This window comes from Geomesophilobacter sediminis (assembly GCF_016458275.1).
In the GTDB taxonomy this organism is placed as follows: domain Bacteria; phylum Desulfobacterota; class Desulfuromonadia; order Geobacterales; family Geobacteraceae; genus Geomesophilobacter; species Geomesophilobacter sediminis.
Genome location: NZ_JAEMHM010000003.1, coordinates 66,912 through 92,690, shown reverse-complemented (window position 1 = coordinate 92,690; position 25,779 = coordinate 66,912). Strand labels below are relative to the sequence as shown.

At 60.3% G+C, this 25,779-nt stretch carries 20 protein-coding genes; 9 read left to right on the top strand and 11 right to left on the bottom strand.

Annotated features, from left to right (window positions below):
* Nucleotides 1-47: 47 nt before the first annotated feature.
* The 4 genes from carA to pyrR form a co-directional block, all read right to left on the bottom strand.
* A complete protein-coding gene (carA, locus tag JFN93_RS03810) occupies nucleotides 48-1,169 on the bottom strand; it encodes a glutamine-hydrolyzing carbamoyl-phosphate synthase small subunit (protein WP_199382671.1) in 1,122 nt (373 codons plus the stop codon).
* 109 nt (nucleotides 1,170-1,278) lie between these two features.
* Complete coding sequence (locus JFN93_RS03805; RefSeq protein ID WP_199382670.1) at nucleotides 1,279-2,556, bottom strand: dihydroorotase; 1,278 nt, start codon at nucleotides 2,554-2,556, stop codon at nucleotides 1,279-1,281.
* Between the two features lie 69 nt (nucleotides 2,557-2,625).
* Complete coding sequence (locus JFN93_RS03800; protein WP_199382669.1) at nucleotides 2,626-3,561, bottom strand: aspartate carbamoyltransferase catalytic subunit; 936 nt, start codon at nucleotides 3,559-3,561, stop codon at nucleotides 2,626-2,628.
* 51 nt (nucleotides 3,562-3,612) lie between these two features.
* Nucleotides 3,613-4,146, bottom strand: a complete 534-nt coding sequence (gene pyrR, locus JFN93_RS03795; protein WP_199382668.1) for a bifunctional pyr operon transcriptional regulator/uracil phosphoribosyltransferase PyrR — start codon at nucleotides 4,144-4,146, stop codon at nucleotides 3,613-3,615.
* A gap of 789 nt (nucleotides 4,147-4,935) precedes the next feature.
* Here pyrR and yhbY point away from each other — a divergent pair.
* Nucleotides 4,936-5,244, top strand: a complete 309-nt coding sequence (gene yhbY / locus JFN93_RS03790; RefSeq protein WP_199382667.1) for a ribosome assembly RNA-binding protein YhbY — start codon at nucleotides 4,936-4,938, stop codon at nucleotides 5,242-5,244.
* Between the two features lie 152 nt (nucleotides 5,245-5,396).
* On the opposite strand, the gene JFN93_RS03785 is transcribed toward yhbY, so the two are convergent.
* Nucleotides 5,397-6,545: a deoxyguanosinetriphosphate triphosphohydrolase gene (locus tag JFN93_RS03785; protein ID WP_199382666.1), complete on the bottom strand. Its 1,149-nt coding sequence runs from the start codon at nucleotides 6,543-6,545 to the stop codon at nucleotides 5,397-5,399.
* A gap of 292 nt (nucleotides 6,546-6,837) precedes the next feature.
* Between JFN93_RS03785 and rsmD the strand changes: the two genes are divergently transcribed.
* The 3 genes from rsmD (at nucleotide 6,838) to JFN93_RS03770 (ending at nucleotide 9,269) form a co-directional block, all read left to right on the top strand.
* Complete coding sequence (gene rsmD, locus JFN93_RS03780) at nucleotides 6,838-7,419, top strand: 16S rRNA (guanine(966)-N(2))-methyltransferase RsmD (protein ID WP_199382665.1); 582 nt, start codon at nucleotides 6,838-6,840, stop codon at nucleotides 7,417-7,419.
* The gene (gene coaD / locus JFN93_RS03775) at nucleotides 7,410-7,898 is read left to right on the top strand and encodes a pantetheine-phosphate adenylyltransferase (RefSeq protein WP_199382664.1); all 489 of its coding nucleotides are present in this window, start codon (nucleotides 7,410-7,412) and stop codon (nucleotides 7,896-7,898) included. The genes rsmD and coaD overlap by 10 nt, the downstream gene beginning before the upstream one ends.
* A 66-nt stretch (nucleotides 7,899-7,964) precedes the next feature.
* Nucleotides 7,965-9,269, top strand: coding sequence for an aminotransferase class I/II-fold pyridoxal phosphate-dependent enzyme (locus tag JFN93_RS03770; protein ID WP_199382663.1), 1,305 nt, complete (start codon nucleotides 7,965-7,967; stop codon nucleotides 9,267-9,269).
* Between the two features lie 396 nt (nucleotides 9,270-9,665).
* Here JFN93_RS03770 and rocF read toward each other — a convergent pair whose 3' ends face one another.
* Nucleotides 9,666-10,550 carry an arginase gene (rocF, locus tag JFN93_RS03765; protein ID WP_199382662.1) on the bottom strand — a complete coding sequence of 295 codons (885 nt, stop codon included), beginning with the start codon at nucleotides 10,548-10,550 and terminating at the stop codon, nucleotides 9,666-9,668.
* Nucleotides 10,551-10,701: 151 nt separating this feature from the next.
* The gene (locus JFN93_RS03760; protein ID WP_199382661.1) at nucleotides 10,702-11,814 is read right to left on the bottom strand and encodes a putative NPN-dependent ornithine cyclodeaminase; all 1,113 of its coding nucleotides are present in this window, start codon (nucleotides 11,812-11,814) and stop codon (nucleotides 10,702-10,704) included.
* A 613-nt stretch (nucleotides 11,815-12,427) separates the two neighbouring features.
* On the opposite strand from JFN93_RS03760, the gene JFN93_RS03755 reads away from it, so the two are divergent.
* The 5 genes from JFN93_RS03755 (at nucleotide 12,428) to JFN93_RS03735 (ending at nucleotide 20,462) form a co-directional block, all read left to right on the top strand.
* The gene (locus JFN93_RS03755; RefSeq protein WP_199382660.1) at nucleotides 12,428-14,590 is read left to right on the top strand and encodes an HDOD domain-containing protein; all 2,163 of its coding nucleotides are present in this window, start codon (nucleotides 12,428-12,430) and stop codon (nucleotides 14,588-14,590) included.
* Between the two features lies 1 nt (nucleotide 14,591).
* On the top strand, nucleotides 14,592-16,601 hold the full coding sequence (locus JFN93_RS03750) for a hybrid sensor histidine kinase/response regulator (RefSeq protein ID WP_236021524.1): 2,010 nt from the start codon (nucleotides 14,592-14,594) through the stop codon (nucleotides 16,599-16,601).
* A 411-nt stretch (nucleotides 16,602-17,012) separates the two neighbouring features.
* Entirely contained in the window at nucleotides 17,013-18,812 is a 1,800-nt protein-coding gene (gene lepA / locus JFN93_RS03745) for a translation elongation factor 4 (RefSeq protein ID WP_199382659.1), read from the top strand.
* Between the two features lie 38 nt (nucleotides 18,813-18,850).
* Nucleotides 18,851-19,525: a signal peptidase I gene (gene lepB, locus JFN93_RS03740; RefSeq protein WP_199382658.1), complete on the top strand. Its 675-nt coding sequence runs from the start codon at nucleotides 18,851-18,853 to the stop codon at nucleotides 19,523-19,525.
* 310 nt (nucleotides 19,526-19,835) lie between these two features.
* Nucleotides 19,836-20,462, top strand: coding sequence for a hypothetical protein (locus tag JFN93_RS03735; protein WP_199382657.1), 627 nt, complete (start codon nucleotides 19,836-19,838; stop codon nucleotides 20,460-20,462).
* Here JFN93_RS03735 and JFN93_RS03730 read toward each other — a convergent pair.
* From JFN93_RS03730 to JFN93_RS03715, 4 genes are all read right to left on the bottom strand, one after another.
* A complete protein-coding gene (locus JFN93_RS03730) occupies nucleotides 20,437-21,636 on the bottom strand; it encodes a cofactor-independent phosphoglycerate mutase (RefSeq protein ID WP_199382656.1) in 1,200 nt (399 codons plus the stop codon). The two genes, JFN93_RS03735 and JFN93_RS03730, sit on opposite strands and share 26 nt — an antisense overlap.
* A 342-nt stretch (nucleotides 21,637-21,978) precedes the next feature.
* Nucleotides 21,979-22,857 (bottom strand): site-specific tyrosine recombinase XerD, encoded by an 879-nt coding sequence (gene xerD / locus JFN93_RS03725; protein ID WP_199382655.1) that lies wholly within the window; start codon nucleotides 22,855-22,857, stop codon nucleotides 21,979-21,981.
* Nucleotides 22,857-25,550 (bottom strand): [protein-PII] uridylyltransferase, encoded by a 2,694-nt coding sequence (glnD, locus tag JFN93_RS03720; RefSeq protein WP_199382654.1) that lies wholly within the window; start codon nucleotides 25,548-25,550, stop codon nucleotides 22,857-22,859. Before glnD ends, xerD begins: the two co-directional genes overlap by 1 nt.
* Complete coding sequence (locus JFN93_RS03715) at nucleotides 25,550-25,759, bottom strand: hypothetical protein (RefSeq protein WP_199382653.1); 210 nt, start codon at nucleotides 25,757-25,759, stop codon at nucleotides 25,550-25,552. Before JFN93_RS03715 ends, glnD begins: the two co-directional genes overlap by 1 nt.
* Nucleotides 25,760-25,779 lie beyond the last annotated feature (20 nt).

The window sequence follows — 25,779 nt, the reverse complement described above, 5'->3', positions numbered from 1 at the left end:
TTGCTGATTCCTTCTTACCCCGCTCCCTCCGGAAGAGGGAGATTTAATTACTTATGCTTCTCCATCAGCTCAACGAACCGGCCGAAGAGGTAGTGCGAGTCGTGCGGCCCGGGGGACGCCTCGGGGTGGTGCTGCACCGAGAAGATCGGCAGCTCCTTGTGCGCCATCCCTTCGACGGTCTGGTCGTTCAGGTTCTCGTGGCCCAGCCGGCAGGCATGCGACAGCGAGAGGATGTCGACCGAGAAGCCGTGGTTCTGGGCGGTGATCTCGACCTTCCTGGTCGCCATGTCCATGACCGGAAGGTTGGAGCCGTGGTTGCCGAACTTGAGCTTGATGGTCCGGCCGCCCAAGGCGAGGCCGAGGAGCTGGTGGCCGAGACAGATCCCGAAGATCGGCTTCTTGCCGACGAATTTCTTGATGTTCTCGATGACTTCGGTCATCGGCTCCGGGTCGCCGGGGCCGTTGGAGAGGAAGATCCCGTCCGGGTTCATCTCCAGGGCGGACTCGGCCGGAAAAGTGGCCGGGACGACGGTCACATCGCAGCCGGCGGAGACCAGGCAGCGCAGGATGTTGAGCTTGATCCCGAAATCGTAGGCGACGACCTTGTACTTGAGGTCCTTCTTGTCCACCTGCGGGTAGCCGTCGGCGAGGTCCCAAAGCCCCTCGGTCCAATGGTAGGGCTGGGCGCAGGTCACCCCGGTGGCGAGGTCGAGGCCGGCCATGCTCGGGATGGCGCGCGCCTTGCGCACCAGGCTTTCCGGATCGAAGTCGACGGTGGAAATGATCCCGTTCTGGGCCCCCTTGTCGCGCAGGTGCCGGGTCAGAGCCCGGGTGTCGATCCCCTGGATGCCGACCACCCCGTTTTCCTTGAGGTAGGCGTCCAGGCTCATGGTCGCTCTCCAGTTGGAGTAGCAGTCCAGGTATTCCCGGACGATGAAGCCGGAGAGGTAGAGCTGGTTGCTTTCTATATCCTCCGGGTTGATCCCGGTGTTACCGATCTGGGTGTAGGTCATGGTGACCATCTGACCTTTGTAGGAGGGGTCGGTGAGGACCTCCTGGTACCCGGACATCGCAGTGTTGAAGACCACCTCGCCCGTTGTTTCGCCCGTTGCGCCGAACGACTTTCCTTTGAAGATCCGGCCGTCCGCCAGAGCCAGCACTGCTTTCATGTATCTCTCCAATTTGTTTTTCTGCTGTCCGTTCCAATGAGAAGAGCGGACAATCGAACCATTGTAATACGAGCGCGCCTCAGATTGCCACAACTTCGTGGCCGGGCCGCTAAATTCCTTTGTGGACCACCTGCCCTTTGACGATGGTGTAGGCGGCGGCCCCTTTCATTTCGCAGCCGATGAAGGGGGAGTTCTTGGATTTGGACTCCAGCTTCTCGGCGGTAACGGTCCAGGCCTTGTTCGGGTCGATGACGGTCACGTCCCCGACGTACCCCGGTTTGAGCGAGCCGCGGTCGATGCCGAGGATCTTGGCCGGGTTGCAGGACATCACCTTAACCAGGGTGGTCAGGTCCAGGCACCTTTCCTCCACCAGTTTGAGCGAGAGCGGCAGCGAGGTTTCCAGGCCGATGATCCCGTTCATGGCGAGGTTGAACTCGATTTCCTTCTCGTCGGCGTGGTGCGGAGCGTGGTCGGTGGCGATGGCGTCGATGGTCCCGTCGGCGAGCCCTGCCTTCATCGCGGCGACGTCGGCTGCGGAGCGAAGCGGCGGGTTCATCTTGGCGTTGGTGTTGTAGCCGGCCACCGCCTCGTCGGTCAGGGTGAAGTAGTGCGGTGCGGTCTCGCAGGTGACCTTCACGCCGCGGGCCTTGGCGTTGCGGATGATGCGGGCGGAGCCTACCGTGGAGATGTGGGCGATGTGCACCGGAGCGCCGGTGAATTCAGCCAGGTAGACGTCCCGGGCAACGGCGACGTCCTCGGCAGCCCAGGGAATCCCCTTGAGGCCGAGCTCGGTGGAGGTGAACCCTTCGTTCATGACCCCCTCGCCCACCAGCGAGATTTCCTCGGCGTGGGAGATGACGGCGATGCCGATACCCTTGGCGTACTCGAGGGCGCGGCGCATCAGCTCGGAGTTGCAGACCGGCCGGCCGTCGTCGGAGACTGCGACGCAGCCGCATTCCTTGAGCTCGCCCATTTCGGCGAGGCTCTCACCCTTGCCACCTTTGGTGATGTTGCCGACCGGGAAAACGTTGACTACCGCCTCGCATTTCGCCTTGTTGACGACGTAGCAGGCGACCGCCTTGTTGTCGATGACCGGAGAGGTGTTGGGCATGCAGGCGACCGAGGTGAACCCGCCGGCTGCGGCAGCGCGGGAGCCGGTGCCGATGTCTTCCTTGTATTCCAGCCCCGGGTCGCGGAAATGTACGTGCATGTCGATCAGTCCCGGCGTGACGATCAGGCCGGAGGCATCGATGGTCTCGGTTCCCTGCGGCGCGGTCAGCCCCTTGCCGAGCTCAAGCACCACGCCGTCGGCGATCAATACGTCCAGATTGTCGTCAATCCCCTGCGAAGGGTCGATCAGGCGCCCACCTTTGATCAAAAGATTCATCTTGAAAACCCCTTTTGGAAAACTAGGTCCATGAAATGTGAATGTGTTTCCAGCCTGTCTAAGGGTTCGTTACCCTTCGGCAGGCTCACCGCCGCAGACGTGATAGAGCATGGCCATGCGAATGGCGACGCCGTTTTCCACCTGCTTCAAAACGAAAGACTGGTCGCCGTCGGCCACCGCCGAGTTCAGCTCGACACCGCGGTTGATCGGGCCGGGGTGCATGACCATGGCGTTTTCCTTGGCCAGGGCGAGAACCTCCTGGTTCAACCCGAAGTAGCGGGAGTACTCGCGCATGCTGGGAAGCAGCGTTTTCCCCTGGCGCTCGAGCTGGATCCTGAGCATCATCACCACGTCGGCCTGGTGCACCGCCTCGCGCATGTCCTTGCAGACGGTGACGTTGCCGAGCTTCTCGACGCCTACCGGCATCATGGTCGGCGGGCCGGCCAGGAACACGTTCGAGCCCATCTTGGTGAGGCCGTAGATGTCGGAGCGGGCCACGCGGCTGTGGGTGATGTCGCCGACGATGGCGACCTTCAGCCCGGAGAGGGTGCCGAAACGCTGGCGCATGGTGAGCATGTCGAGAAGCCCCTGGGAGGGATGCTCGTGCGCCCCGTCACCGGCGTTGATCACCGAGCAGCTCACCCGCTTGGAGAGGAATTCGTGGGCGCCGGAGATGGCGTGGCGCATGACGATGATGTCCGGCTTCATGGCCAGGACGTTTTTCGCGGTATCGAGCAGCGTCTCCCCTTTGGTGGTCGAGCTCGTGGAGGCGCTGATGTTGATGGTGTCGGCGGAGAGTCGCTTGGCGGCGATTTCGAATGAGGTGCGGGTCCGGGTGGATGCCTCGTAGAAGAGGTTCACCACGGTTTTGCCCCGCAGGGTCGGAACCTTCTTGATGTCCCGGTTGTTGACTTCGTTGAGGCTATCCGCCGTGTTGAGGAGCAGCTCGATTTCCTCTTTGGTCAGATCCCTAAGCCCGATAATGTCTTTGTGCCTGAACCCCATGTACCCCCCCATCGAATGCAGTTAAGTTAGCCGGTGACAAATAGCGCGGGCCTACTTTTCCAGGATGACTTCCGTCGGTTTGTTCTGTTCGTCAAAAACCACGATGATGTTTTCGCTGCGGCTGGTCGGGACGTTGCGCCCCACGAAGTCGGCGCGGATCGGCAGATCGCGATGCCCACGGTCGACGAGGACCGCAAGCTGGATGCAGGAAGGACGGCCCTGGTCCATGAGGGCGTCCATGGCGGCCCGGATGGTCCGGCCGGTGAAGAGAACGTCGTCGACCAGGACGACCTTCTTCCCTTCCAGGGCGAAGGGGATGTCGGTCTTGCCGACCGGGAGGTGCTCGGAATGGCCCTTGATGTCGTCGCGGTACATGGTGATGTCCACCGCGCCGACCGGGACCGTTACCCCCTCGATCTCGTTGAGCCGGGCAGCCAGTTCGTGCGCGAGGTGGACGCCGCCGGTCCGGATTCCGACCAGCACCAACCCGTCCACACCCTTGTTGCGCTCCAAAACCTCGTGAGCGATGCGGGTGAGCGCCCTTTTTACTCCGGCGCCGTCAAGAATCACCGTATTGTCAGCCATACCCCCTCCTTTGCCTGATTGGCGCAGCAATCGTCGTACAGCCGGGCGGATTTCGCCCAAAACAAAAGCCTCAACGCGCAGGCGAAGAGGCTCTCATCTATCTTAAGTGTTAAGAAAGAGTGCATTTGCTTCACCTTTGCTAACCTCACGGGGCTAATTTAAAAGGTCGGAAAAATTGTCGGGACAAACTACCACCGAGGGGAGAGTGAGTCAAGGGAAAACGGAGGGGATTGAGCGGCACGAATGTTTACATTTTGCCTTCCGATGAATGCCCCAAAATAGCATTACCGCACTCCCAGAACGCACCCCCGAATACAAGACTCCAGCTTGGTAACAGTGACGACCTTTCCGGAAGCTGGACCTTCCCATCGGGGGGACCGTTCCCAAGGTGGACCTTGGGAACAAGAGGCAAGGTGGACCTTGGGTACGAGAGGCAACGTAGGAACGAGAGGCAACGTAGGAACGAGAGGCAACGTAGGAACGAGAGGCAATATAGGAACGAGAGAAGGCAATACGTGATGCGCCTGCCAACCCTGTGGGAGCGCCTTTCCAGGCGCGAACCGCCGCAGGCGGTGACAGTTATTGCGGTTAATCGCGCCTGAAAAGGCGCTCCCACAGAGATAAACGCGCGATGCACTCCACCGATATCCGAAGAAATCGCGACAGGCATGTCTCCTACACGAAAGGGCGCCGTCCCGGCCCATCCGCGATGACTCTCCTTGCCATGAGACCCGCAAAGTGTTATACAAGCGGGCTTATTCAAGCAGTGAACCGAAAAGGAGCATTTACATGCTGACGGGAAAACAGAAAAGATATCTTAGAGGGCTGGGGCATAGCTTGAAGCCGGTGATCCTGGTGGGAAAGGGCGAGATAAGCAAAGCCCTGATCAAGGAGACCGACGACGCACTCGAGATCCACGAACTGATCAAGGTGAAGGTGCTGGAGAGCTGTTTCATGGACCGGCACGAAGTAGCGGAGCAGCTCACCGAAGCAACCCGCTCGGATCTGGCCCAAGTCCTGGGGAGAACCCTGCTTTTGTACCGCAAAGCCAAGGAGCCGAAGCTGGAATTGCCCAAGAAAGATAAAAAGAGTCAGTAGCCGGAAACAGTAGTCAGAACCAGTGATCAGCGTCCAGCACGCCCCAGGGGCGACCGATACCTGTTCACTGTTTCTGATCCACTGCCTTTGGCGGGGTTACCCGGATTCCCCTCCGGGGTTCGCGCCAGGAATGGCGCTCCTACAGCAAGTTGTCAAACCCTCTCGTAGGGTTCGAACAGCCGCTTGAACTCATCCAGCGCGAAGCGGTCCGTCATGCCGGCGATATAGTCGCAGACCACGCGCTCCCTCCCCTCACGGTCCATCTTCATCTGATGCTTCAGCGGCAAAAGCGTCGGGTGCTTCACGTAGGTCTCGAACAACTCTCCCAAGTAACGTTCCGCCTTCACCCGCATCCGCTCCACCTTGTAATGCCGGTACAGGTTCTGGAACAGGAACCGTTTCAGCGCGGCATTTTTCTCGGCCATGGCCGGGGAGAAGGCCACCACCTGCAGGTTCACCCTTCTCAAGTCTTCCTGGGTCTCGATCTTAAAGCGCTCCAGGTTGCCCCGGGTGGTTTCCACCAGGTCGGTGATCAGCACCCCGATCAGGGCGCTCACCGTCTGGCAGATGGCCCGATCGGGTTCGATTCCCGGATAGGTGTCGAGAATCCGCTCGTGCACTTCATTCCAAAGCGCGACGTTTTTCAGCTGGCTCACGGCGATGTAGCCGGATTTCAACCCGTCGTCGATGTCGTGGTTGTTGTAGGCGATCTCGTCGGCGAAGTTGATCAACTGCGCTTCCACGGTCGGCACCGTGCCGGGAAGGAATTCATCGAAGCTGGAATCGGGCGCATCGTATTGGGAGGAATGCTTGACGATCCCTTCCCGCACTTCCCAGGAGAGGTTCAACCCGTTGAAGTTGGGATAGCGCTCCTCGAGTTCATCCACCACCCGCAACGATTGCAGGTTGTGTTCGAATCCGCCGGCCCCTTCCATGAGTCGGTTGAGCACCTCTTCGCCGGTGTGCCCGAACGGGGTGTGACCAAGATCGTGGGCCAGCGCCAGCGCCTCGATCAGCTCCTCGTTGAGCCGCAGCCGACGGCCAATCCCTTTGCCGATCTGGGCGACCTCGAGCGAATGGGTAAGCCGGGTCCGGTAGTAATCGCCTTCGTGGTTGACGAATACCTGCGTCTTGTATTCCAGGCGCCGGAAAGCGGCGCAGTGAATGATCCGATCCCGGTCCCGCTCAAAGGCAGGACGGTCGTCACGGAACTGCTCCTCGTACTTTCTGCCCCGAGAACAATTGCTCCGTGCGGCATAACCGGCCAGGTCGCTGCGCTCCATCGATGCTCCGTCTCCCATCAACTTTCCCCCGTTTCCACCTGCATTCTTTTAAGACGCAGACAATATCATAAAGAGCGCCGGTCGCATCACACAGGCACATTAAAACATTCTATCAGCCCGGCGGCGCCTGAAATTTATAGAGCGAGATCACTTCTGTCAACAGCAAAGTTGCCATTGACGGGATTGAGCGGTCATGGTAATAGAGCTGTTTGCAAATTAGCTTTCTCTTCTGGAAGAATGAAGCTTCCGAAAAGATTGACGAAGTGACCGTTTAAAAGCAAAAATAGCCGGGGAGTCACCACTAAATAACATGCGAGTCATCTCGGGCACGGCTCGGGGGCGCCAGCTCCTGCCTCCCAAAGATATGCGGGTACGCCCCACCGCCGACCGGGTCAAAGAGGCACTTTTCAGCATCCTCATCAGCAGGGTCGGCGAGATGTCCGAGATGCGGGTCCTGGACCTTTTCGCCGGCACGGGAAGCCTCGGCATCGAGGCGCTCTCACGAGGCGCCGGCTTTGCGGTTTTCGTGGATTCGCATCGCGACTCGGCGGCGCTGATCCGGAAAAACCTGGAACTGACCCGGCTGGACACAAACGCCAAGGTGGTAATCCAGGAAGTGGCTTCGGCGCTGCGGCTATTGGCCAAAAGCCAAGAGGCGTTCCACCTTATCTTTCTCGATCCCCCCTACCAGAAAGGACTGGCTGCGAGCACGCTGGAGCTCCTGGCGGAGTCCCCGCTGGTGGGAGAGGCGACCGTGATCGTTTCGGAGTACTCGGCCAAGGAAGAGATGCCGAAAAGTTTCGGCAGATTGGAAGAGGCCGACCGCAGAACCTACGGCGACACCACGCTTTCCATCCTAACCGTTTCCCGCAGAGGTGAATCGTGCCCCTGAAGCTCGCCGTATATCCCGGCTCCTTCGACCCCATCACCTACGGCCACATCGACATCATCGAACGGGGTCTGAAGATCTTCGACGGCGTCATCGTCGCCGTGGCCCGGAACTCGGAGAAGAATTCCCTCTTCTCGGTGCAGGAGAGGATCGATCTCATCTCGGAGATCCTGAAGGACAAGCCGGGGGCCCGGGTCGACACCTTCGACGGGCTCCTGGTCGATTTCGTGCGCCAGCAGGGAGCGACCGTCATCATCCGCGGCCTGCGTGCGGTCTCCGACTTCGAATACGAGTTCCAGCTCGCCCAGATGAACCGCAGCATCACCAAAGATGTGGAAACCCTCTTCATGATGACCTCGGTCCCGTACAGCTACCTCTCCTCCTCCATCGTCAAGGAGGTAAGTTCGCTGAACGGACCGGTGGACAAACTGGTGCCGCCGCGGGTGAAGGAAGCACTGGACCGGAAATTCAACCACAACTAAATAACCAAGTTAGACATTGCACCGATACTCAACCAGGCGGGACAAATCCCAGGAGGAAATCAAACAATGAATCCTTTGGCAACCGAACTCAACGAGATGCTCCAGCAGCACAACCCCCACGTTCTCGAGATGCTTTCCGATCTCGGCAAGAACCTCTTCTTCCCGAAAGGGATCCTGACCCAGTCGGCGGAAGCCAAGGAGAAGGCGAAGAAGTTCAATGCCACCATCGGGATCGCGACCGAGGGGGACGGCCCGATGTACCTGCAGTGCATCCAGGACAAGCTCTCCGCGTTCGATCCGAAAGACATCTTCCCTTACGCGCCGCCGGCCGGCAAACCGGAGCTCCGCTCGCTCTGGCGCGAAAAGATGCTGCGTGAAAACCCCAGCCAGCAGGGGAAACACTTCAGCAACCCGATCGTCACCAACGCCCTCACCCACGGTCTTTCCATCGTGGCCGACATGTTCATCGACAAGGGTGACCACCTCATCCTGCCGGACATGCTCTGGGGCAACTACAACCTGACCTTCGGCACCTGCTGCGGCGCCATCGTCAAGAAGCACCCGACCTTCACCGCCACCGGCGGCTACGACATCGACGCCTTCAAGGCCGTGCTGAAAAACTCCGCGGAGGAGAAAGGGAAAGTCGTCGTCCTGCTCAACTTCCCGAACAACCCGTCCGGCTACACCCCGACCGTCGCCGAAGGTGACGCGCTGGTCGCCGCCATCAAGGAAGTCGCCGAGGGCGGCTGCAACGTTGTCGCCATCACCGACGACGCCTACTTCGGGCTCTTCTACGAAGACTCCATGAAAGAGTCCCTCTTCGGGAAGCTGGCGAACCTCCACCCGCGCATCCTTGCCATCAAACTCGACGGCGCCACCAAGGAAGAGTTCGTCTGGGGCTTCCGTACCGGCTTCATCACCTTCGCCGACGGCAACGAATACGAGAACACCCCGGTCATGACCGCGCTTGAGAAAAAGGCGATGGGCATCATCCGCGCCAAGATCTCCAACTGTCCGCATCCGTCCCAGACCTTCGTCATCGAGGCGCTGCGTTCCCCTTCCTTCCTCAAGCAGAAGGAAGAGAAGTTCCAGATCATGCAGGGGCGCGCCCGCAAGACCAAGGAAGTCCTGGACAGCGGCAAGTACGACAAGGCCTGGACCTACTACCCGTTCAACTCCGGCTACTTCATGTGCCTGAAGCTGAAAAACGTCGATGCCGAGAAACTGCGCGTACACCTGCTCGACAAGTACGGGGTGGGCACCATCTCCATCACCAAGACCGACCTCCGCATCGCCTTCTCCTGCATCGCCGAGAAGGACATCCAGGAGCTGTTCGACATCATCTACCAGGCAGCGCAGGACCTCGCCTAGTAGCGTCGATACATCCAGCAGTAACCAAGAGGGGCCGCGTTTTGCGCGGCCCCTTTTTTATGGCAATCAGCTGCTAACCCGGGGAAAGAAGTGCCCTGCCAGAGGAAGAAGTGTCCTGCCAGAGGAAGAAGTGCCCTGCCAGAGGAAGAAGTGCCCTGCCAGAGGAAGAAGTGCCCTGCCAGAGGGAGAGGTGCCCAATCTATGAAGGAGGTGCCCTGCCTGTGGGAGCGCCATTCCTGGCGCGAAAAAACCCAGCCTTTTTACCGCCCTCGGCGGATCGCGTCTGGAAAGGCGCTCTCCCACAGGATGTCCACGCGTGTCCCTAAAAAAAAGGGCGCAGCATGCTGCGCCCCCACACCTACCTCTTTAGCAACGACGTCCCCACTTCAAGCCTTCCTAAATGATCCGCTTCCCAAACACCGACGCCGCCAGCTCTACCGCGAGCTTGGCGGTCCGGTTCTGGTGGTCCAGAATCGGATTGATCTCCACGATGTCGAGCGAGGTGAGCCGCTTGGCATCGGCGATGATCTCCATCAGGAGCTGGCTCTCGCGATAGGTCAGCCCCCCCGGGGACGTGGTCCCCACTCCCGGAACCTCGCCGGGATCGAGCCCGTCCATATCCAGGGTCACATGCAGCCGTCTCAGGTGGCTCAGCCTGGACAGCGCTTCCCGGGTAATGGTCCCGATCCCCCGCTCGTCAATATCCCGCATCGAATAAACCCCTACCCCGCTTCTCCTGAGCCGGTTCCGCTCCTCGGCATCGAGCTCCCGCACCCCGATCATCACCACGTCGGAGGGCTGGAGCTTGGCGCCGGGCCGCCCCACGTCGACGAGTTCCTGGTACCCTTCGCCCAAAAGGACCGCCAGGGACATCCCGTGGATGTTGCCGGTCTCCGAGGTATCCGGCGTGTTGAAATCACCGTGGGCATCGATCCAGATGACGCCGGTAGGTTCGTGGTGGGTCACCCCTCCGATGGTCCCGATGGATACCGAGTGGTCGCCACCCATGAAGATCGGGATCCACCCTTCCTCGACGGCCCGCCGGGCCGCCCGATAGGCTTCCTCGCTCACCGCCTTGATGGACGGGAGATACCGGAGTTCCTTCTCGTTCACCAGGTTGTCACGCACCGGGACATCGAGGTTGCCGATGTCCTCGACCTCATATCCGAGCCTTTGCAGGCGGGCAAAAAGTCCGGCGTAGCGCAAGGCTCCCGGCCCCATGTCGACCCCGCGCTGCGACTGCCCCAAATCCATCGGCAACCCGATAATCCTGATTCTCATGACGGCACTTCCTTTCTAATCAGTTAATTCACTTCTAAACTTCCCCCTCTCCCTCCGGGAGAGGGCTGGGGTGAGGGAAATTACCACGGAGCAATCTCCCTCACCCGCCCTACGGGCACTCTCTCCCTGAGGGAGAGGGCAATAAGCCAAGCTACGGCTCGGTCAGTTTCAGGTTGTTCCACAGGTTAACGACGAAGTCCTGGGCGTTGGTGAGGATCCCCTGGGCCTGGGCCGAGCCGCGGTTGGCCAGCTTGTCGACGCAGAACTCGGTCATGTCGACGACGTAGAAGTAGACCGGGCGGACCGTGCCGTCCGGCTGGACCCGATAGCTCGGAACCATGTTCCCGAAGGCGATGGAGTGGAGCTGGGTCGCCAGGGCGATGACCGTGGTCGCCTGCCGGGCGTAGACCCGCATCTCGTCCTGGGCGCGGTAGACGTCGCCGATCACCTCGGGGAGCGGTCCGTCGTCCCGGATCGAGCCGGCCAGCACGTAGGGGATCTTTTTCTTCTCGCAGGCGTACATGATCCCGTCCCGAAGCCCCAGCCCTTCGATGGCGTTGGCGATGCCACCTTTCCGGCGCACCTCGTTGATCATGTCCAGGTGGTTGTAATGGCCGAGCGGCTGAACCGCCTGGGTGTAGATATCCTGGCCCAGCCCGGTCCGAAACCGCGACGCTTCCAGGTCGTGGGTCGCCAGGGCGTTCCCCGCCAAAACTACGTGGCAGTAGCCGCTGTCGATGAGCCCCTCCATCGCGTTGCGGCTGTCGTGGTCGAAGGCGACGGCCGGCCCGAGCACCCAGGCGATGCAGCCGTTGTCCCGGTCATAGCGCAGGACCTGGTAAAGCTCGTCATAGGAGCGGGAAAATGGGGTCTCCCTGGTGCCGCGGTTTCGAAAGGAAAACTTGTCCGGGTCCTTCTCCAGCAGCGGCTGGAAACCGGTCACGTGAAGGTAGATGCCGTCTTCACCGTTCTCCCGACGGCCCAGGACGACCGGATCTCCCTTCTTGACCCGGCGCGGTTCCACGACCTCGATCTCGTCGCCGCGCAGGACCAGAACGCAGTCCATCCGGCTTTCCGCCGCCAAGAGCCACCTCCCTTCCCCTACCTGCAGGTATTCCGGGTGGTTGGAGGTCGCATGAAAGTTGTCCGGGAGTACGCCATCGTGCGGGGCGGCTTCAACACGAACGATCGGACGGTCGGCAAAGAAAGGAAGTGAGAAATCGGGCGGGTGGAATTTGGGAATAACTTCCGGATGAACTGACATCACGTACCTCCGTGCGCTGTCTCAGGTTACGGAAAATGGGGAGAATTGAGACCTAATTTTGTGCGTTTTCATTTTAGCACTATCACCGTGTGGATGAACATACGACGCCGGCTACAGGAACCCATTCCAGCGCCCGCCCCGGCTAATTTTTTGGTTACCTTCCAAAATAGCCTGCTGTTTTCGGCCAACAGGGTCAGTTTGCCGGTTATACACCCCCTCGCAACAGCCTCAAAACCGACCCGCCAATTCTTAAAGAATTAGATTAGAAAATTTCCCAGCAGCTTGCTGGGAGAATGGCAATCAGCGCTTTTAACCGGACAAACAAAACCTTATGGTCTAGTTGTTTATCTATCGTTACCTCATCTTTGAATTCAGTATTTAGAGCCTTTAATTGAATTAGGTATCACTAATGCATTATCAGGTGGCCCAGACTCTAAAAAACGCCGGTAAATCAAAAGATTGAAAAAATTGGGTAACAAAACATCTTTTTGTGTATGCGTTGTTGACACCGGGATATCGGCGGTGCTATTCTAATGAACCGGAAAAAGCATATTTTTAATTGGAGCATCATTTTCGGTCGCAACAGGGCGCACCAGGGCCTTCCGGAGGGTTCTTGAAACAGATACCACCAGCAATACTCGAAGCGGTCGAGTCAGTCCGGTTATCTTCGATGCCCCAGGTGTTGCTTCGCTTCCTCCGGCTGGTCGAGGACGACCACGCCTCGATGAAGCAGCTCGCCAAGCTGGTCGGCCAGGACCCTGCCCTGAGCGCCCGAGTCCTCACCATAGCCAACTCCGCCGCACTGCGGCAGATGACCGAGATCAAGAACCTGGAACAGTGCATGATCGCACTGGGTACCCGTCTTGCCCGCACCATCGCCGCCTGCCTTGCCGTCCAAAGCGTCTTCGCCAACACTTCCGCCGACCAACAATACGACCTGAAAGGGTTCTGGAGGCACTCCCTCTGGGTAGCCGAAATCGCGCGCCAGCTTGCCGTCGAGTCCAGCTACCCCGATGTCGAAGAGGCCTACCTCGCCGGCCTGCTCCATGATGTCGGCCAGCTGATGCTTTTGGGTGGCGTCGGTGAAAATTACGAATCGGTCCTGGGGATGAGCCGCGACGAATCCCTGCTCCAGTCGAACGAACAGTCGATGCTGGGGACCGACCATGCCCAGGTGGGGGCCTGGCTGGTCGACCAGTGGCAACTCTCTTCTTTCATGGGCGACGCCGTCCTTTTCCACCACATGCCTGCCGCCGACATCGCGGTGGCCGACCGCCTGAGCCGCCTGGTCTGGTCCGCGCACGTCGTGGTCGAGCAGGGAATCGAGCCGGAGACGATCACCCCCGACCTGCATGTCGTCGCGGAGCTCCTCGAGATAGAGCATGGCCGCGGCGCCGAGATCCGGGAGGCTACTTCCAAGGAAGTCGCCATCCTCGCCGAGGCTCTCGGGGTCAGCGTCACCGCCGAGGCTCGCACTCTCCCCTGCCTGCCGACGACGACCTCCTTCGAAAAGAAACGGTCCAAGCCCAACCATGAAGATCCGGCCCGGGCCGGACTCGAGGCCGTGGTCCGGGACCGCGCCATTCTCCAGCCGCTGCAGCAAAACCTGGCCGGGCTGGTGGACGAGGCGGAAATACTTTTGGCAGTCCGGGAGTCGGCGCGGATCCTTTTCGGAACGGCACGTCTCGCGTTCCTGGTCCCCAAAGAGGACAAGAAGACCCTTTGCGGCGCCGAAATCCCCGGCCAGCCGGAAATCCTCCAGCGTCTGGAAATCGGCATAGCACCGGGCAAAAGTCTGGCGGCAGCCGCCGCTCTCGGAGAACAGCCACGCTCGACCTTCGATGAAGAGCGTCCCGCCGCCGTCTCCCTGGTCGACGTGCAGATCGCCCGCGCCCTGGACAGCGAGGGACTCCTCTACATCCCGATGCGGGCCGGCAGCCGTGAAGTGGGGGTGATGGCCTACGGGCTGAGCGCCGCCCAGTACGGACGGGTGAAGAAACAGCTGGCATGGATGTCGAGCTTCGGCAATTCCGCGGCGCTGAGCCTCCAGAGCTGGCGCGACATCAAGGACCGGGAACGGGCCATCGAAGAGAAGATCCACGCCGAGCTCGAACAAAAGGCGCGCAAAATCGCCCACGAGGCGGGCAATCCGCTCGGCATCATCCGCAACTACCTGAAGATCGTCAAGCAGCGTCTCCCCGAGGAGAGCGGTGTGGGCGAAGAGATGGAAGTGCTCCGGGAAGAGGTGGAGCGGGTTTCCCAGATCATCCGCAAGCTCGGCAACAAGCCGGAAGCCGCCCTTCCCGCCGCGCGGCTCGACGTGAACGCCGTCATCGAGGGGATGCTCGCGCTCTACGGCGAATCCCTTTTCGCCGAGTGCGGCATCAACCTCGAAAAGGCGCTCACCCCGGGACTGAGCCCCATCGCCGGGGACCGCGACAGCGTGAAGCAGATCCTTTTGAACCTCTGGAAAAACGCCTCCGAGGCCCTCCCGGAAGGGAGCAGTCTCCGGGTCACCACCAAGGACCACGTGGAGCGCCAAGGGCGCCCGTTCGTAGAGATCGAGGTGAGCGACACCGGCCCGGGCCTTCCCGGAGACGTCAAACAAAGCCTCTTCAAGCCCCTGGACCCCAATCGGCGCCAGGGACATTCCGGTCTGGGACTTTCCATCGTGGCCGAACTGGTCGAACGGCTCGGCGGTGAAATAACCTGCCATTCCGAAGTGGGAGCCGGCACCAGTTTTAACATCCTTCTGCCCCAAGCAGTGAGGGAATGAAATGAGCAATTTTGCGTTGAAGGACATCACCCCCCAGGAGGGCCCCGACCACACCGAACGCCTTCTCATCGTCGACGATGAAACGAGGATGCGTACCAGTCTGCGTCGGCTTTTGAACACCCCGTGGCGCGAGATCTACGACTGCGGCACCGGCTACGAGGCCATCGGGATCCTCAAGAAGCGGGACATCTCCCTGGTCCTGCTCGACATCAACCTTCCGGACCTCTCCGGTCTCGACGTGCTCGAGTGGATGACCACCAACGGCCATTCCGCCATGGTCATCATGATGAGCGCAGCGGACAGCATCGACTACGCCATCTCCGCCCTGCGTAACGGCGCCGTCGACTTCGTCCGCAAGTTCACCGAGCTCGACGACATCCGCCACAAGGTCGAGAACGCCCTGCACCGCAAGCGCCTGGAGCACCGGCATGCCTTGATGACGGCACGCCTGGAGCAGTCCATGGTCTTCATCGAGGCGCTCCTTGCCAACGCTCCGCTCGGGATCGCCGTTTTCGACGGGACCAGCGGCGACTGCGTATTGGCCAACCGAGCCTGCTCAGCCATCATCAGCAGCCCGATGGACGAAGTCCGCACCCAGAACTTCCGCGAGATCGACAACTGGAAGGATCAGGGATTTGTCGCACTTGCCGAGGTCGTTCTCAAGGATGGGGTCTCCCGCCCGGCGGAGCTTCTCGCCATCACCGAGGACGAGCAGATCGCGACCTTGGACTGTTCCCTCTCCCGTTTCGAGGTCGAGGGAAAACTCCATCTCCTGCTCATGGCATCCGACATTTCCGGGAAGAAGAAGCTGGAGGAGGAGAACAAGAAGATCGAATCCCAGATGCTCCACGTCCAGAAACTCGAAAGCCTCGGAGTTTTGGCCGGGGGGATCGCCCACGACTTCAACAACATCCTCACCGCCATCCTGGGGAATGCCGATCTCGCCCTCACCCGCCTCCCGACGGCATCGCCGGCCACCGACAACCTGCGCCGCATCGAAGATGCCGCGCACCGGGCGGCGGACCTGGCGCGCCAGATGCTCGCCTACTCGGGCAAGGGTCGTTTCGTCATCCAGCCCCTCGAGGTGAACCGGGTCATCCGGGAGATGACCCAGATGCTCGAAGTTTCCATCTCCAAGAAAGCCAAGCTCAGCTACCAGTTGGGCGAAGACCTCCCCTTCGTGGACGTGGACAACACCCAGCTGCGGCAGGTCATCATGAACCTGGTGATCAACGCCTCCGAGGCGATCGGGCACGAGCCGGGGTGCATCACCATCACCACCGGAGTGCGGGAATGCACCCGCACCTATCTTTCCGAGACCTGGATCGACGACAAGCTCCCGGAAGGAGAGTACGTCGCCATCGACATCACCGACACCGGCTGCGGCATGGACAACGAAACGGTGGCCAAGATCTTCGATCCCTTCTTCACCACCAAGTTCACCGGGCGGGGGCTCGGGATGGCGGCGGTTCTCGGCATCATCCGCGGGCACCGCGGCGCGATCAAGGTCAGTACCGTGCTCGGCGAAGGGACCACGTTCACCCTGCTCTTCCCCATCTCCCGTCAGGTGAGCGTTCCCGAACCGGCGCCTTTCGTCGAAGACGACTCCTGGAGGGGGAGCGGGACCGTGCTGCTGGTCGACGACGAGCGGACCATCCTGGAACTCGGCACCGACATGCTGCACGCCCTCGGTTTCCAGGTGCTTACCGCTGCCGATGGCTGCGAAGCCGTCGAGGTCTACCGCAACTACCAAAACGACATCGTCTGCGTCATCCTGGACCTCACCATGCCCCAGTTGGACGGGGAGCAGACCTTCCGCGAGCTGCGCCAGATCGAACCGCAGGTCCGGGTGGTCGTATCCAGCGGCTACAACGAGCAGGAAGTCACCCAGCGCTTCACCGACGCCGGCGCGGTCGGTTTCGTACAGAAGCCGTACACCCTGAGCGAGCTGACCAAGTCGCTGCGCCTGATCATGGAAGTGGCGGAAGAGCCGGCGGCGATCGCGGTGTAGCTAAAACCCGTTCGGCGTTCGGCGTTCGACGTTCGACGTTCGGCGTTCGGCGTTCGGCGTTCGGCGTTCGGCGTTCGGCGTTCGGCGTTCGGCGTTCGGCGTTCGGCGTTCGGCGTTCGACGTTCGACGTTTAAATCCTCCGACATTGGAAGCGGCTCCTGTCTGGCCCGGGACTTACCTTGTGGGAGCGCCATTTCTGCGCGAATAACGGACTGATATTCGCGCCGGCAATGGCGCTCCCACATTCACTCGGTTGTATCTTCTCCTCTGTGCCAAGCACCTTTTCCCGGCACCTGCACACTTCAGATCCAGCCCCCCTCTGACTGTCGCTCCGCGCCCAGAAACTCCTTTACAACAAAGCGCCGATTCTATATCATTCTTTGGTTAAACCTCCCCCAGACAAAGGATCTTATGACCATCGATCATATACGCAATTTCTCTATCATTGCGCACATCGACCACGGCAAATCTACCATCGCCGACCGCCTCCTTGAGTTCACCGGCACCCTTTCCCAACGCGACAAGCAGGATCAGTTCCTCGACAAGATGGACCTGGAAAGGGAGCGCGGTATCACCATCAAGGCGCAGACCGTCCGCTTGAACTACCATGCCGACGACGGGAAAGACTACGTCCTCAACCTGATCGACACCCCGGGCCACGTTGACTTCACCTATGAGGTCTCCCGCTCCCTTACTGCCTGTGAAGGCGGCCTTTTGGTCGTCGACGCCTCGCAGGGGGTCGAAGCGCAGACTCTCGCCAACGTCTATCTCGCCCTGGACGCCAATCTCGAGGTCTTCGTCGTCCTGAACAAGATCGACCTCCCGGCCGCCGAACCGGAGCGCGTGAAGCGGGAAATCGAGGAGATCATCGGCCTGGACACCCACGACGCGGTGCTCGCCAGCGCCAAGGAAGGGATCGGCACCAAGGAAATCCTCGAAGAGATCGTCAAGAAGGTCCCGCCGCCGGTCGGCGACGCGGCCAAGCCGCTCAAGGCCCTTCTTTTCGATTCCTGGTACGACCAGTACCAGGGGGTCATCATCCTGGTCCGGATCATCGACGGGACCCTGAAGAAGGGCGAGAAGATCCAGCTGATGAGCAACAAACGGAGCTACGAGGCGCTGAAGGTCGGCGTCTTCGCACCGGACATGCGCGAAGTGGCCACCCTTTCCGCCGGCGAGGTCGGTTTCGTCATTGCCGGGATCAAGGATGTTGCCGACGCCAAGGTAGGCGACACGGTTACCCACCTGCACCGCCCCTGCGACGGTCCGCTTCCCGGATACAAGGAAGTGAAACCGATGGTCTTCTCCGGCCTGTATCCGATCGATACCTCGCAGTACGAGGCGTTGCGCGATGCGCTGGCCAAGCTCAAGCTGAACGATTCCTCCTTCTCCTACGAACCGGAGACCTCGCTGGCGCTCGGCTTCGGCTTCCGCTGCGGCTTTCTGGGGCTGTTGCACATGGAGATCATCCAGGAGCGGCTGGAGCGCGAGTTCAACCTGGAGCTCATCACCACCGCACCGACCGTCGTTTACAAGGTGCACCAGACCAACGGCACCATGGTCCAGATCGAAAGCGCGAACCAGCTCCCTCCGACCGGGGAGATCGCCTACGTCGAGGAGCCGTTCATCCTCGCCTCGATCCACGTCCCCAACGAGTTCGTCGGCGGCATTCTGGCCCTTTGCGAGGAAAAACGCGGCGTTCAGCGCGAGATCAAGTACCTCACCCCGACCCGCGTCATGGTCATCTACGAGCTGCCGCTCAACGAGGTGGTGCTCGACTTCTACGACCGGCTCAAGTCGATCACCAAGGGGTACGCCTCCCTCGATTACGAGCTGCTCGACTACCGCCAGAGCGAGCTGGTGCGCCTGAACATCATGATCAACGGCGAGGTGGTCGACGCGCTCTCCCTGATCATCCATAGGGACAAGGCTTACTACCGCGGCCGGGAACTGGTATCCAAGATGAAGGAGCTGATCCCGCGCCAGATGTTCGAAATCGCCATCCAGGCCGCCATCGGCACCAAGGTCATCGCCCGCGAGACGGTCAAGGCGCTGCGCAAGGACGTTCTTGCCAAATGCTACGGCGGTGACATCACCCGTAAGCGGAAGCTTTTGGAGAAGCAGAAGGAAGGTAAAAAGCGGATGAAAAACGTCGGCAACGTCGAGCTCCCGCAGGAGGCGTTTCTGGCGATTCTCAAGGTGGAGGGTTAGGCCGGACGCCTCTCCTGAACCAAAAAGGACACAGCTACATGCAAGATTACAAACACATCGGCGAAGAGACTCCGGCCCCCAGCGCACCCAAGGAAGCAGAACTCCAGCCCGCCAAGAAGCACATCGTCCGGGAATATGTCGAATCCATCCTGGTGGCGATCGTCCTGGCCCTGTTCATCAGGACCTACATCGTGCAGGCGTTCAAGATCCCTTCCGGCTCGATGGAGGACACCCTGGCGATCGGCGACCACATCCTGGTCAACAAGTTCATCTACGGGACCAAGATCCCGTTCAACGGCTCGGTGCTCAAGCTGCGCGATCCGCGGCGCGGCGACGTGATCGTGTTCGAATACCCGGAGGACCCGACCAAGGACTTCATCAAGCGCGTGATCGGCGTTCCCGGCGACACCGTCGAGGTGAAGGACAAGCACGTGTATGTGAACGGGCAGCTCTACTCCAACCCGCACGAGATTCACAAGGAACAGGACGTCGTCCCGAAAGAGATGAACCCGCGCGACTTCAAGGATCCGGTCAAGGTGCCGGCCAACAGCTACTTCGTGATGGGAGACAACCGCGACCGTTCCTACGACAGCCGATTCTGGGGCTTCGTATCCCGCGACAAGATCAAGGGGCTCGCCTTCATCAAGTACTGGTCCTGGAACAACGAAAAGTTCCGCGTCCGCTGGAGCGCCATCGGGAAGCTGGTGAACTAGCTACAGAGGCATCGAGAACTCCGACCACACTTTCTGGTAACAAAGTAAAAGGCCCTTCCGAACTAACCGCGGAAGGGCCTTTTGCTTTGATCCTTTTTTGTGGGAGCGCCATTCCTGGCGCGAACCGCCCCAAGCGGTGAAGGTCAGGTTATTCGCGCCTGGAAAGGCGCTCCCACAGGGTAGACATCTGCTTGCTTATTCAAAGCGTGTGGGCACGGGTCACCGCCCCTACCATTCGGTCGCCCGGCGGACGCCCTTTGCCGCCCATCCCATTTGCCACTCAGCGGATAGCATCCGTCGCTCAGGGGGAATGGCATTCTCCGATCAGCGAATGGCATTCTCCGATCAGGGAATGGTATTCTCCGATCAGGGAATGGTATTCTCCGCTCAGCGAAAGGCATTCTCCGGTCAGGGAACGGCATTCTCCGCTCACGGAATGGCATTCTCCGATCAGGGAATGGTATTCTCCGCTCAGCGAATGGCATTCTCCGATCACGGAATGGCATTCTCCGATCACGGAATGGCATTCTCCGATCACGGAATGGCATTCTCCGATCACGGAATGGCATTCTCCGATCGGGGAATGGTATTCTCCGGTCAGGGAATGGCATTCTCCGATCAGGGAACGGCATTCTCCGATCAGGGAATGGTATTCTCCGCTCAGCGAATGGCATTCTCCGATCAGGGAATGGCATTCTCCGCTCACGGAATGGCATTCTCCGATCAGGGAATGGCATTCTCCGTTCAGGGAATGGTATTCTCCGCTCAGCGAATGGTATCCGCCGCTCAGCGAATGGCATCCGTCGTGGCGCGAATGGTCAACCTTGAGATCGAAACGGAAAAGGCCCTCGGTCTCATGACCGAAGGCCCTTCTTTTACGTGTTTTTCTCGGTGGACTCAGTGCCCCGGCACTATTTTCCCAGCATCATCTCCATGAGCCGGAAACCTTCCTTGACCACCAGACCGGTCTCCCGAGCCGACTTTTCGCTATAACCGGCGACGCCCGCATTTTCCTTTTCCTCACCGGAATAGATGACGAAGGGAACCGGATCGTTGGTATGGGTCATCAGCTTGAGCGGGGTCGGGTGGTCCGGTGCACAAAGAATCCGGAACTCGCCAAATTCTTTCACCCCTTCGAGCACCGGTCCCACGACCTCACGGTCAAATGACTCGATGGCCTGGAGCTTGTGGTCGAGCCTGCCGGAGTGGGAAGCCTCGTCCGGCGCCTCGACGTGCACGAAGACAAAGTCCTTCTCCTTGAGCGCGGCGAGCGCCGCCTCGGCCTTCCCCTTGAAATTGGTGTCGATGTAGCCGGTTGTCCCGGGAACGTTGATGATCTCAAGGCCCGCATAGACGCCGATCCCCTTGATGAGATCCACAGCGGAAATGACCGCGCCGGTGAGCCCGAACTTGGTCTGATAATCCTGCATCGCAGGAGCCTTCCCCTGTCCCCACAGCCAGGCCGAGTTGGCCGGCAGTGCCCCTTCGGCGGATCTGCGCCGCATCTGCGGGTGATTGTGGAAAATCATCTGGGAGCTGTTCATCAGGTTGATGAGCTTGTCGGCCCCCTCCCCCTGGGGAAGGAATTCAGTGATGCTCTGGCCGGTGATATCGTGCGGCGGGGTGGTCTTGAGCTCGGTCCTGCCGTTGTGCCAGACCAGCAGGTGCCGGTAGCTCACGCCGGGGTGGAAAGAGAACTCGTCGTTGCCGAGATGTTTCTGCAGCTCCTCGATCAGTTCGCGACCGTCGGCGGTGGAGATGTGGCCGGCGGAGTAGTCTTCCATGATCAGCTTTCCGCCACGGGGCTCCAGGTGAACCAGGTTGACCCGGAAGGCAACGTCATCCGGACCGAGGTCGATTCCCATGCTGGCAGCTTCCAGCGGAGAACGTCCGGTGTAGCAGTCGGCCGGGTTGTAGCCGAACATGGAGAGGTTGGCGACGTCGCTCCCCGGGGGATAGCCCTCGGGTACGGTATGGGCAAGCCCGAGGCGACCGCGCCGGGCGATGAAATCCATATTGGGGGTGTGAGCCTTTTGCAGCGGGGTCAGCCCGTCCAGCGCGTCGACCGGCAAGTCGGACATCCCATCTCCAAGCAAAACTATGTACTTCATAACATTTCACCTTTTAACTTAGGATTTTGTTACCGCTTCCGCCGGGGTGTTTTGGCATCGGCGTCGGGAAGCAAGACCCTCAAGATACAACAGAGCCGTTACGAAGTCCAGACCGTAAAGAAAGAGCTGAATCATTCCCGCAACGTAGGCGGTGGAATCCTTAGACTCCCCACTTTGACAAAGGGGGGGGGTGGTTCTGAAGCTTTGATCTGGACTCGGACATCAGAACCTCAAAGGCAAATCCCATAAATCCCCCTTTTCCAAAGGGGGACTTCAAACCCTGCCTTAGAAAAAAACTCTGCGTCCCTCCGCGTCCTCTGCGGTGTGCTTTTCAATCCCAATCTAGCCCCGCGGGTGGAACTCCTCGTGGAGCCGTTTCATCCGCTCCCGGGTTACGTGGGTGTAGATCTGGGTCGAGGAGAGGTCGGCATGGCCGAGCATGATCTGCACGCTCCTGAGGTCGGCCCCGTTTTCCAGAAGATGGGTCGCAAAGGAGTGGCGCAGGGTGTGCGGCGAGATGTTCTTCACGATCCCCGCCTCGCGGGCCCTCTTCTTGATGATGTTCCAAAACGCCTGCCGGCTCATCCCGTCCCCGAGACGGCTCAGGAACAGGCGATTGCTCTCCCCTTCCTTGAGCAAATCCGGGCGCGCCTCGGACAGATAGCGCTCCACCGCCTCGCAGGCGGCATCCCCCATCGGGACCAGCCGCTCCTTGCTCCCCTTCCCCACCGTCATGAGGTATCCGACGGAGAGATTCACTTCCCCCATCTTGAGCCCGACCAGCTCGGAGACGCGCAGCCCTGAAGCATACAAAAGCTCCAGCATGGCACGGTCCCGGATCTCGATGGGACCGTCACCGCGGGGCGCCGCCAAAAGGGCCTCGACGTCGCGTGCGCTCAAGACGGCCGGCAGTCGGTGCAGGGCCTTGGGGGCCTGGATGATTGAGGTGGGATTGTTGGTGCAGTACCCCTCGGTGACCAGGAAGCGGTGCAGCATCCGGATCGCCGAGAGGGCGCGGGCCCTGCTGCGGGGAGAGATTCCTCTCTCCTTGAGCCGCAGCAGGTAGTTGGCAACGTCGGTGGGTGCCACGTCGGAGGGCTGCACCTTCCCCAAAAAGGTGAGGTACAGCAGGAGGTCGCGGCTGTACGCCTCGAGGGTATTGCGGGCCGCCCCCTTTTCCACCTGAAGGTAGTTGAGAAAGGGGTCGAGATACTCTTCCATCAGTTATCCGAATCGATCGCCTGGAGGAGCTCCTTCTTGATTTCCTGGAGCTTGTCCTCGTCCACGATTTTGTGCCCGAAGATGTCTTTCACGTAGAAGACGTCAGCTACCTGGTCGACCTTGGTGGAGATCTTGGAAACGCCGATGTACAGGCCGATCCGGGTCAGGGTGCTGGTGATGCTGTAGAGGAGGCCGACCTTGTCGTGGGCGTAGATGTCGATGACCGTGTAGTCGGAAGATACCTCGTTGTCGATTTCCACCCGGGCCGGCTGGGTCGGTTTCGCCTTTTCGGTCAGGATGCTCGGGCGGTGCCTTTTGGCCACCAGTGCCTCGACCCGCGCCTCACCTTCCAAAACCGAGCGCAGGTCCGACTCGAAACGTTTCCAGCGCCCCTCTTCGGTGATCACGAACCCCTGCGGGGAATTGACCTGCAGGATGTCGAGGACCTTGCCGTTGGTATTGGTGTGGATCTGCGCTCCCAGGATGTTCATCCCGTTGGCGGCCATCACCCCGGTAATCATGGAGAAAAGGCCCGGGGTGTCGAAGGTGCAGATGGTGCAGTTGGTGTACCCCTTCTCGGTCTCATGGGCGATCTCGACCACGAGGTTCGTCTCGGCGAGCTTGAACAGGGGGCGCATGTGCCGCGCGATCACCTCGGGGGTGTAGGAAAGGAGGTGGCGCGTGGTGAGGGCCTGCAGCTCGTCCTTGATCACCTGCTGCGGGTAGTCGTCCTTGAGCAGGTCGAACGCCGCCCGCTTCACGCGGCGCACCCGGTCGCCGGAGGCTTCCAGTTTGAAGTCGCCGCGCTCGAGCACCTGGAACGCCTTCTCGTAGAGCTCCTGGAGCAAAAGCGCCTTCCATTCGGTCCAGACGTCCGGGCCGACCGCCTTGATGTCGGCGTAGGTGAGGAGGTAGAGGAGCTTCAAGTTCTCGCTCTTCTCCATCTGGCGGGCGAACTGGATGATCATCCGCTCGTCGTGGAGGTCGCGGCGCTGGGCGATGTGGGCCAAAAGGAGGTGGTGCCGGACCAGGAACTGGAGCCGCTCGCTGTCCTCCTTGGTCATCCCCATCCGGCGCGCGATGGTTTTACTCAGTTCGGCGCCGATCTCGGCATGTCCGCCGCCGGACCCTTTCCCGACGTCGTGCAGCATGACCGCCATGAGCAAAAGCCAGCGTTTGTCGACCCCCAGGGCCAACTCGGTCAAAAGCGGCAGGGTGTCGCGGTGCTCGCCGTTCCAGAGCTTCACGATCTCCTCGACGGCGAACAGGGTATGGGTATCGACGGTGTAGATGTGATAGACGTCGTGCTGGACCTTGCAGTAGATCCGCTCGAACTCGGGGATGTACTTGTTGAGGAACCCAAGGTGGTGCATCTGCTGCAACGTCTCCGGAACCCCTTTCATGGAGTTGAGGATGTTGAAGAAGGAGGTGTTCGCCTCCTTGCTGCGGCGGAACTTGTCGTTGACCAGGTCGAGGTTTTGCCGGATCAGCGCCTTGGTGGCGACGCTGATGCCGACCCCCTGTTTCTGGGCCACTTCGAAGATGCGCATCAGACGGGTCGGGTCCTTGGCGATGACCGTTCCATCGGGTACGACAAGCTCACCTTTCATGACGTAGAAGCCGTCGCCGACCTGGCGCCGGGTGAAGTAGCCGATGAAACGCCGGGCGCCTTCGTCGTGCTGCTTGCACTTGGTGATCATCGCGGCGCAGAAATGCTCGACCCGCGTGGCATGCACGTAAAAGTCCTGCATGAACTGCTCGACCGCGAGGCTCTTGCCCTGGTCTTCGTACCCGAAGAACCGGGCCAGGCAGATCTGGGCGTCGAAGGTGAGCTGGTCGTTCTTGCGGCCGGCGAGGTAGTGCAGTTCGTTGCGGATGCGCCAGAGGTATTCGAGGGAGGCCTGGTAGAGGTTCACCTCGTCTTCGGAGAGAACCCCCTTGTGCACCAGTTCGCGGGGCTGGTCGATCTTGTAGCGGATCTTGGCGACCCAGAGCGCGGTGTGCAGGTCGCGGAGGCACCCCTCCCCTTCCTTCACGTTCGGCTCCAGGATATAGACGCTGGAGCCGTACTTTTCCCGCCGTTTCTTGAGCTCGTCGATTTTTTCGGCGATGAAGGAGTCGCTGCGCTTGGCGAGGACCTGGGTCACCATCGCCTTGCGCAGCTCCAGGAAGAGGTCCTCGTTGCCGGTCAGAAGGCGCGCATCGAGGAGCGCGGTCTTCACCGTGGAATCGCCGGACGCCATCTCGACGCAGTCGGCGATGGTACGGACCGAGTAGCCGACGTCGAGGCGGAGGTCCCAAAGGAAATAGAGGACGCGGTTGGCCACCTCCTCGACCCTTTTGGACTCCTTGCCCCGGTACAAAAACATGAGGTCCAGGTCGGAGAAGGGGTTGAGCTCGCCGCGGCCGTAGCCTCCGATCGCCACCAGGGAAAGCTCCCCCCCCTTGGCGGTGTTGACCTTGAGGTCGTCACAGATGGCGTTGAAAAGCCCGGTGACCAGGGCGTCGGTCATCTTGGTGATCGAGCCGACCACGCTGACGCCGTCGGAGCCCTCACGGTGGTCCCGCTTGAACTCTTCCCGGTAATGTTCCAAAAACTCCCGCGCTGCGGCGAGATAGGCGCCCCGCTTGTCCTCGAAGCTGGCACCGGCCTTGAGCGACTGGCTTAAATAGCCGTTTATGTTGAGGTGCATCAATCTTCCTTTGCGATCCTCACTACCTGCAGGACGCCGGGGAGCGCCTGAATCTCGGCCTCCGCCAGGTTTTCGGTGTCCCCGATCACCCCAATGATGACCCGGTTGGCTCCCGTCGATTGGTGGATGTCGAATCCCTTTTCGATCAGGTATGCCTTCACTTTTTCCTGGACCCCGTCGTCCGAGTTTTTACGCATTACGATGAGCACGTGTTCCTCCATGAAGCGGC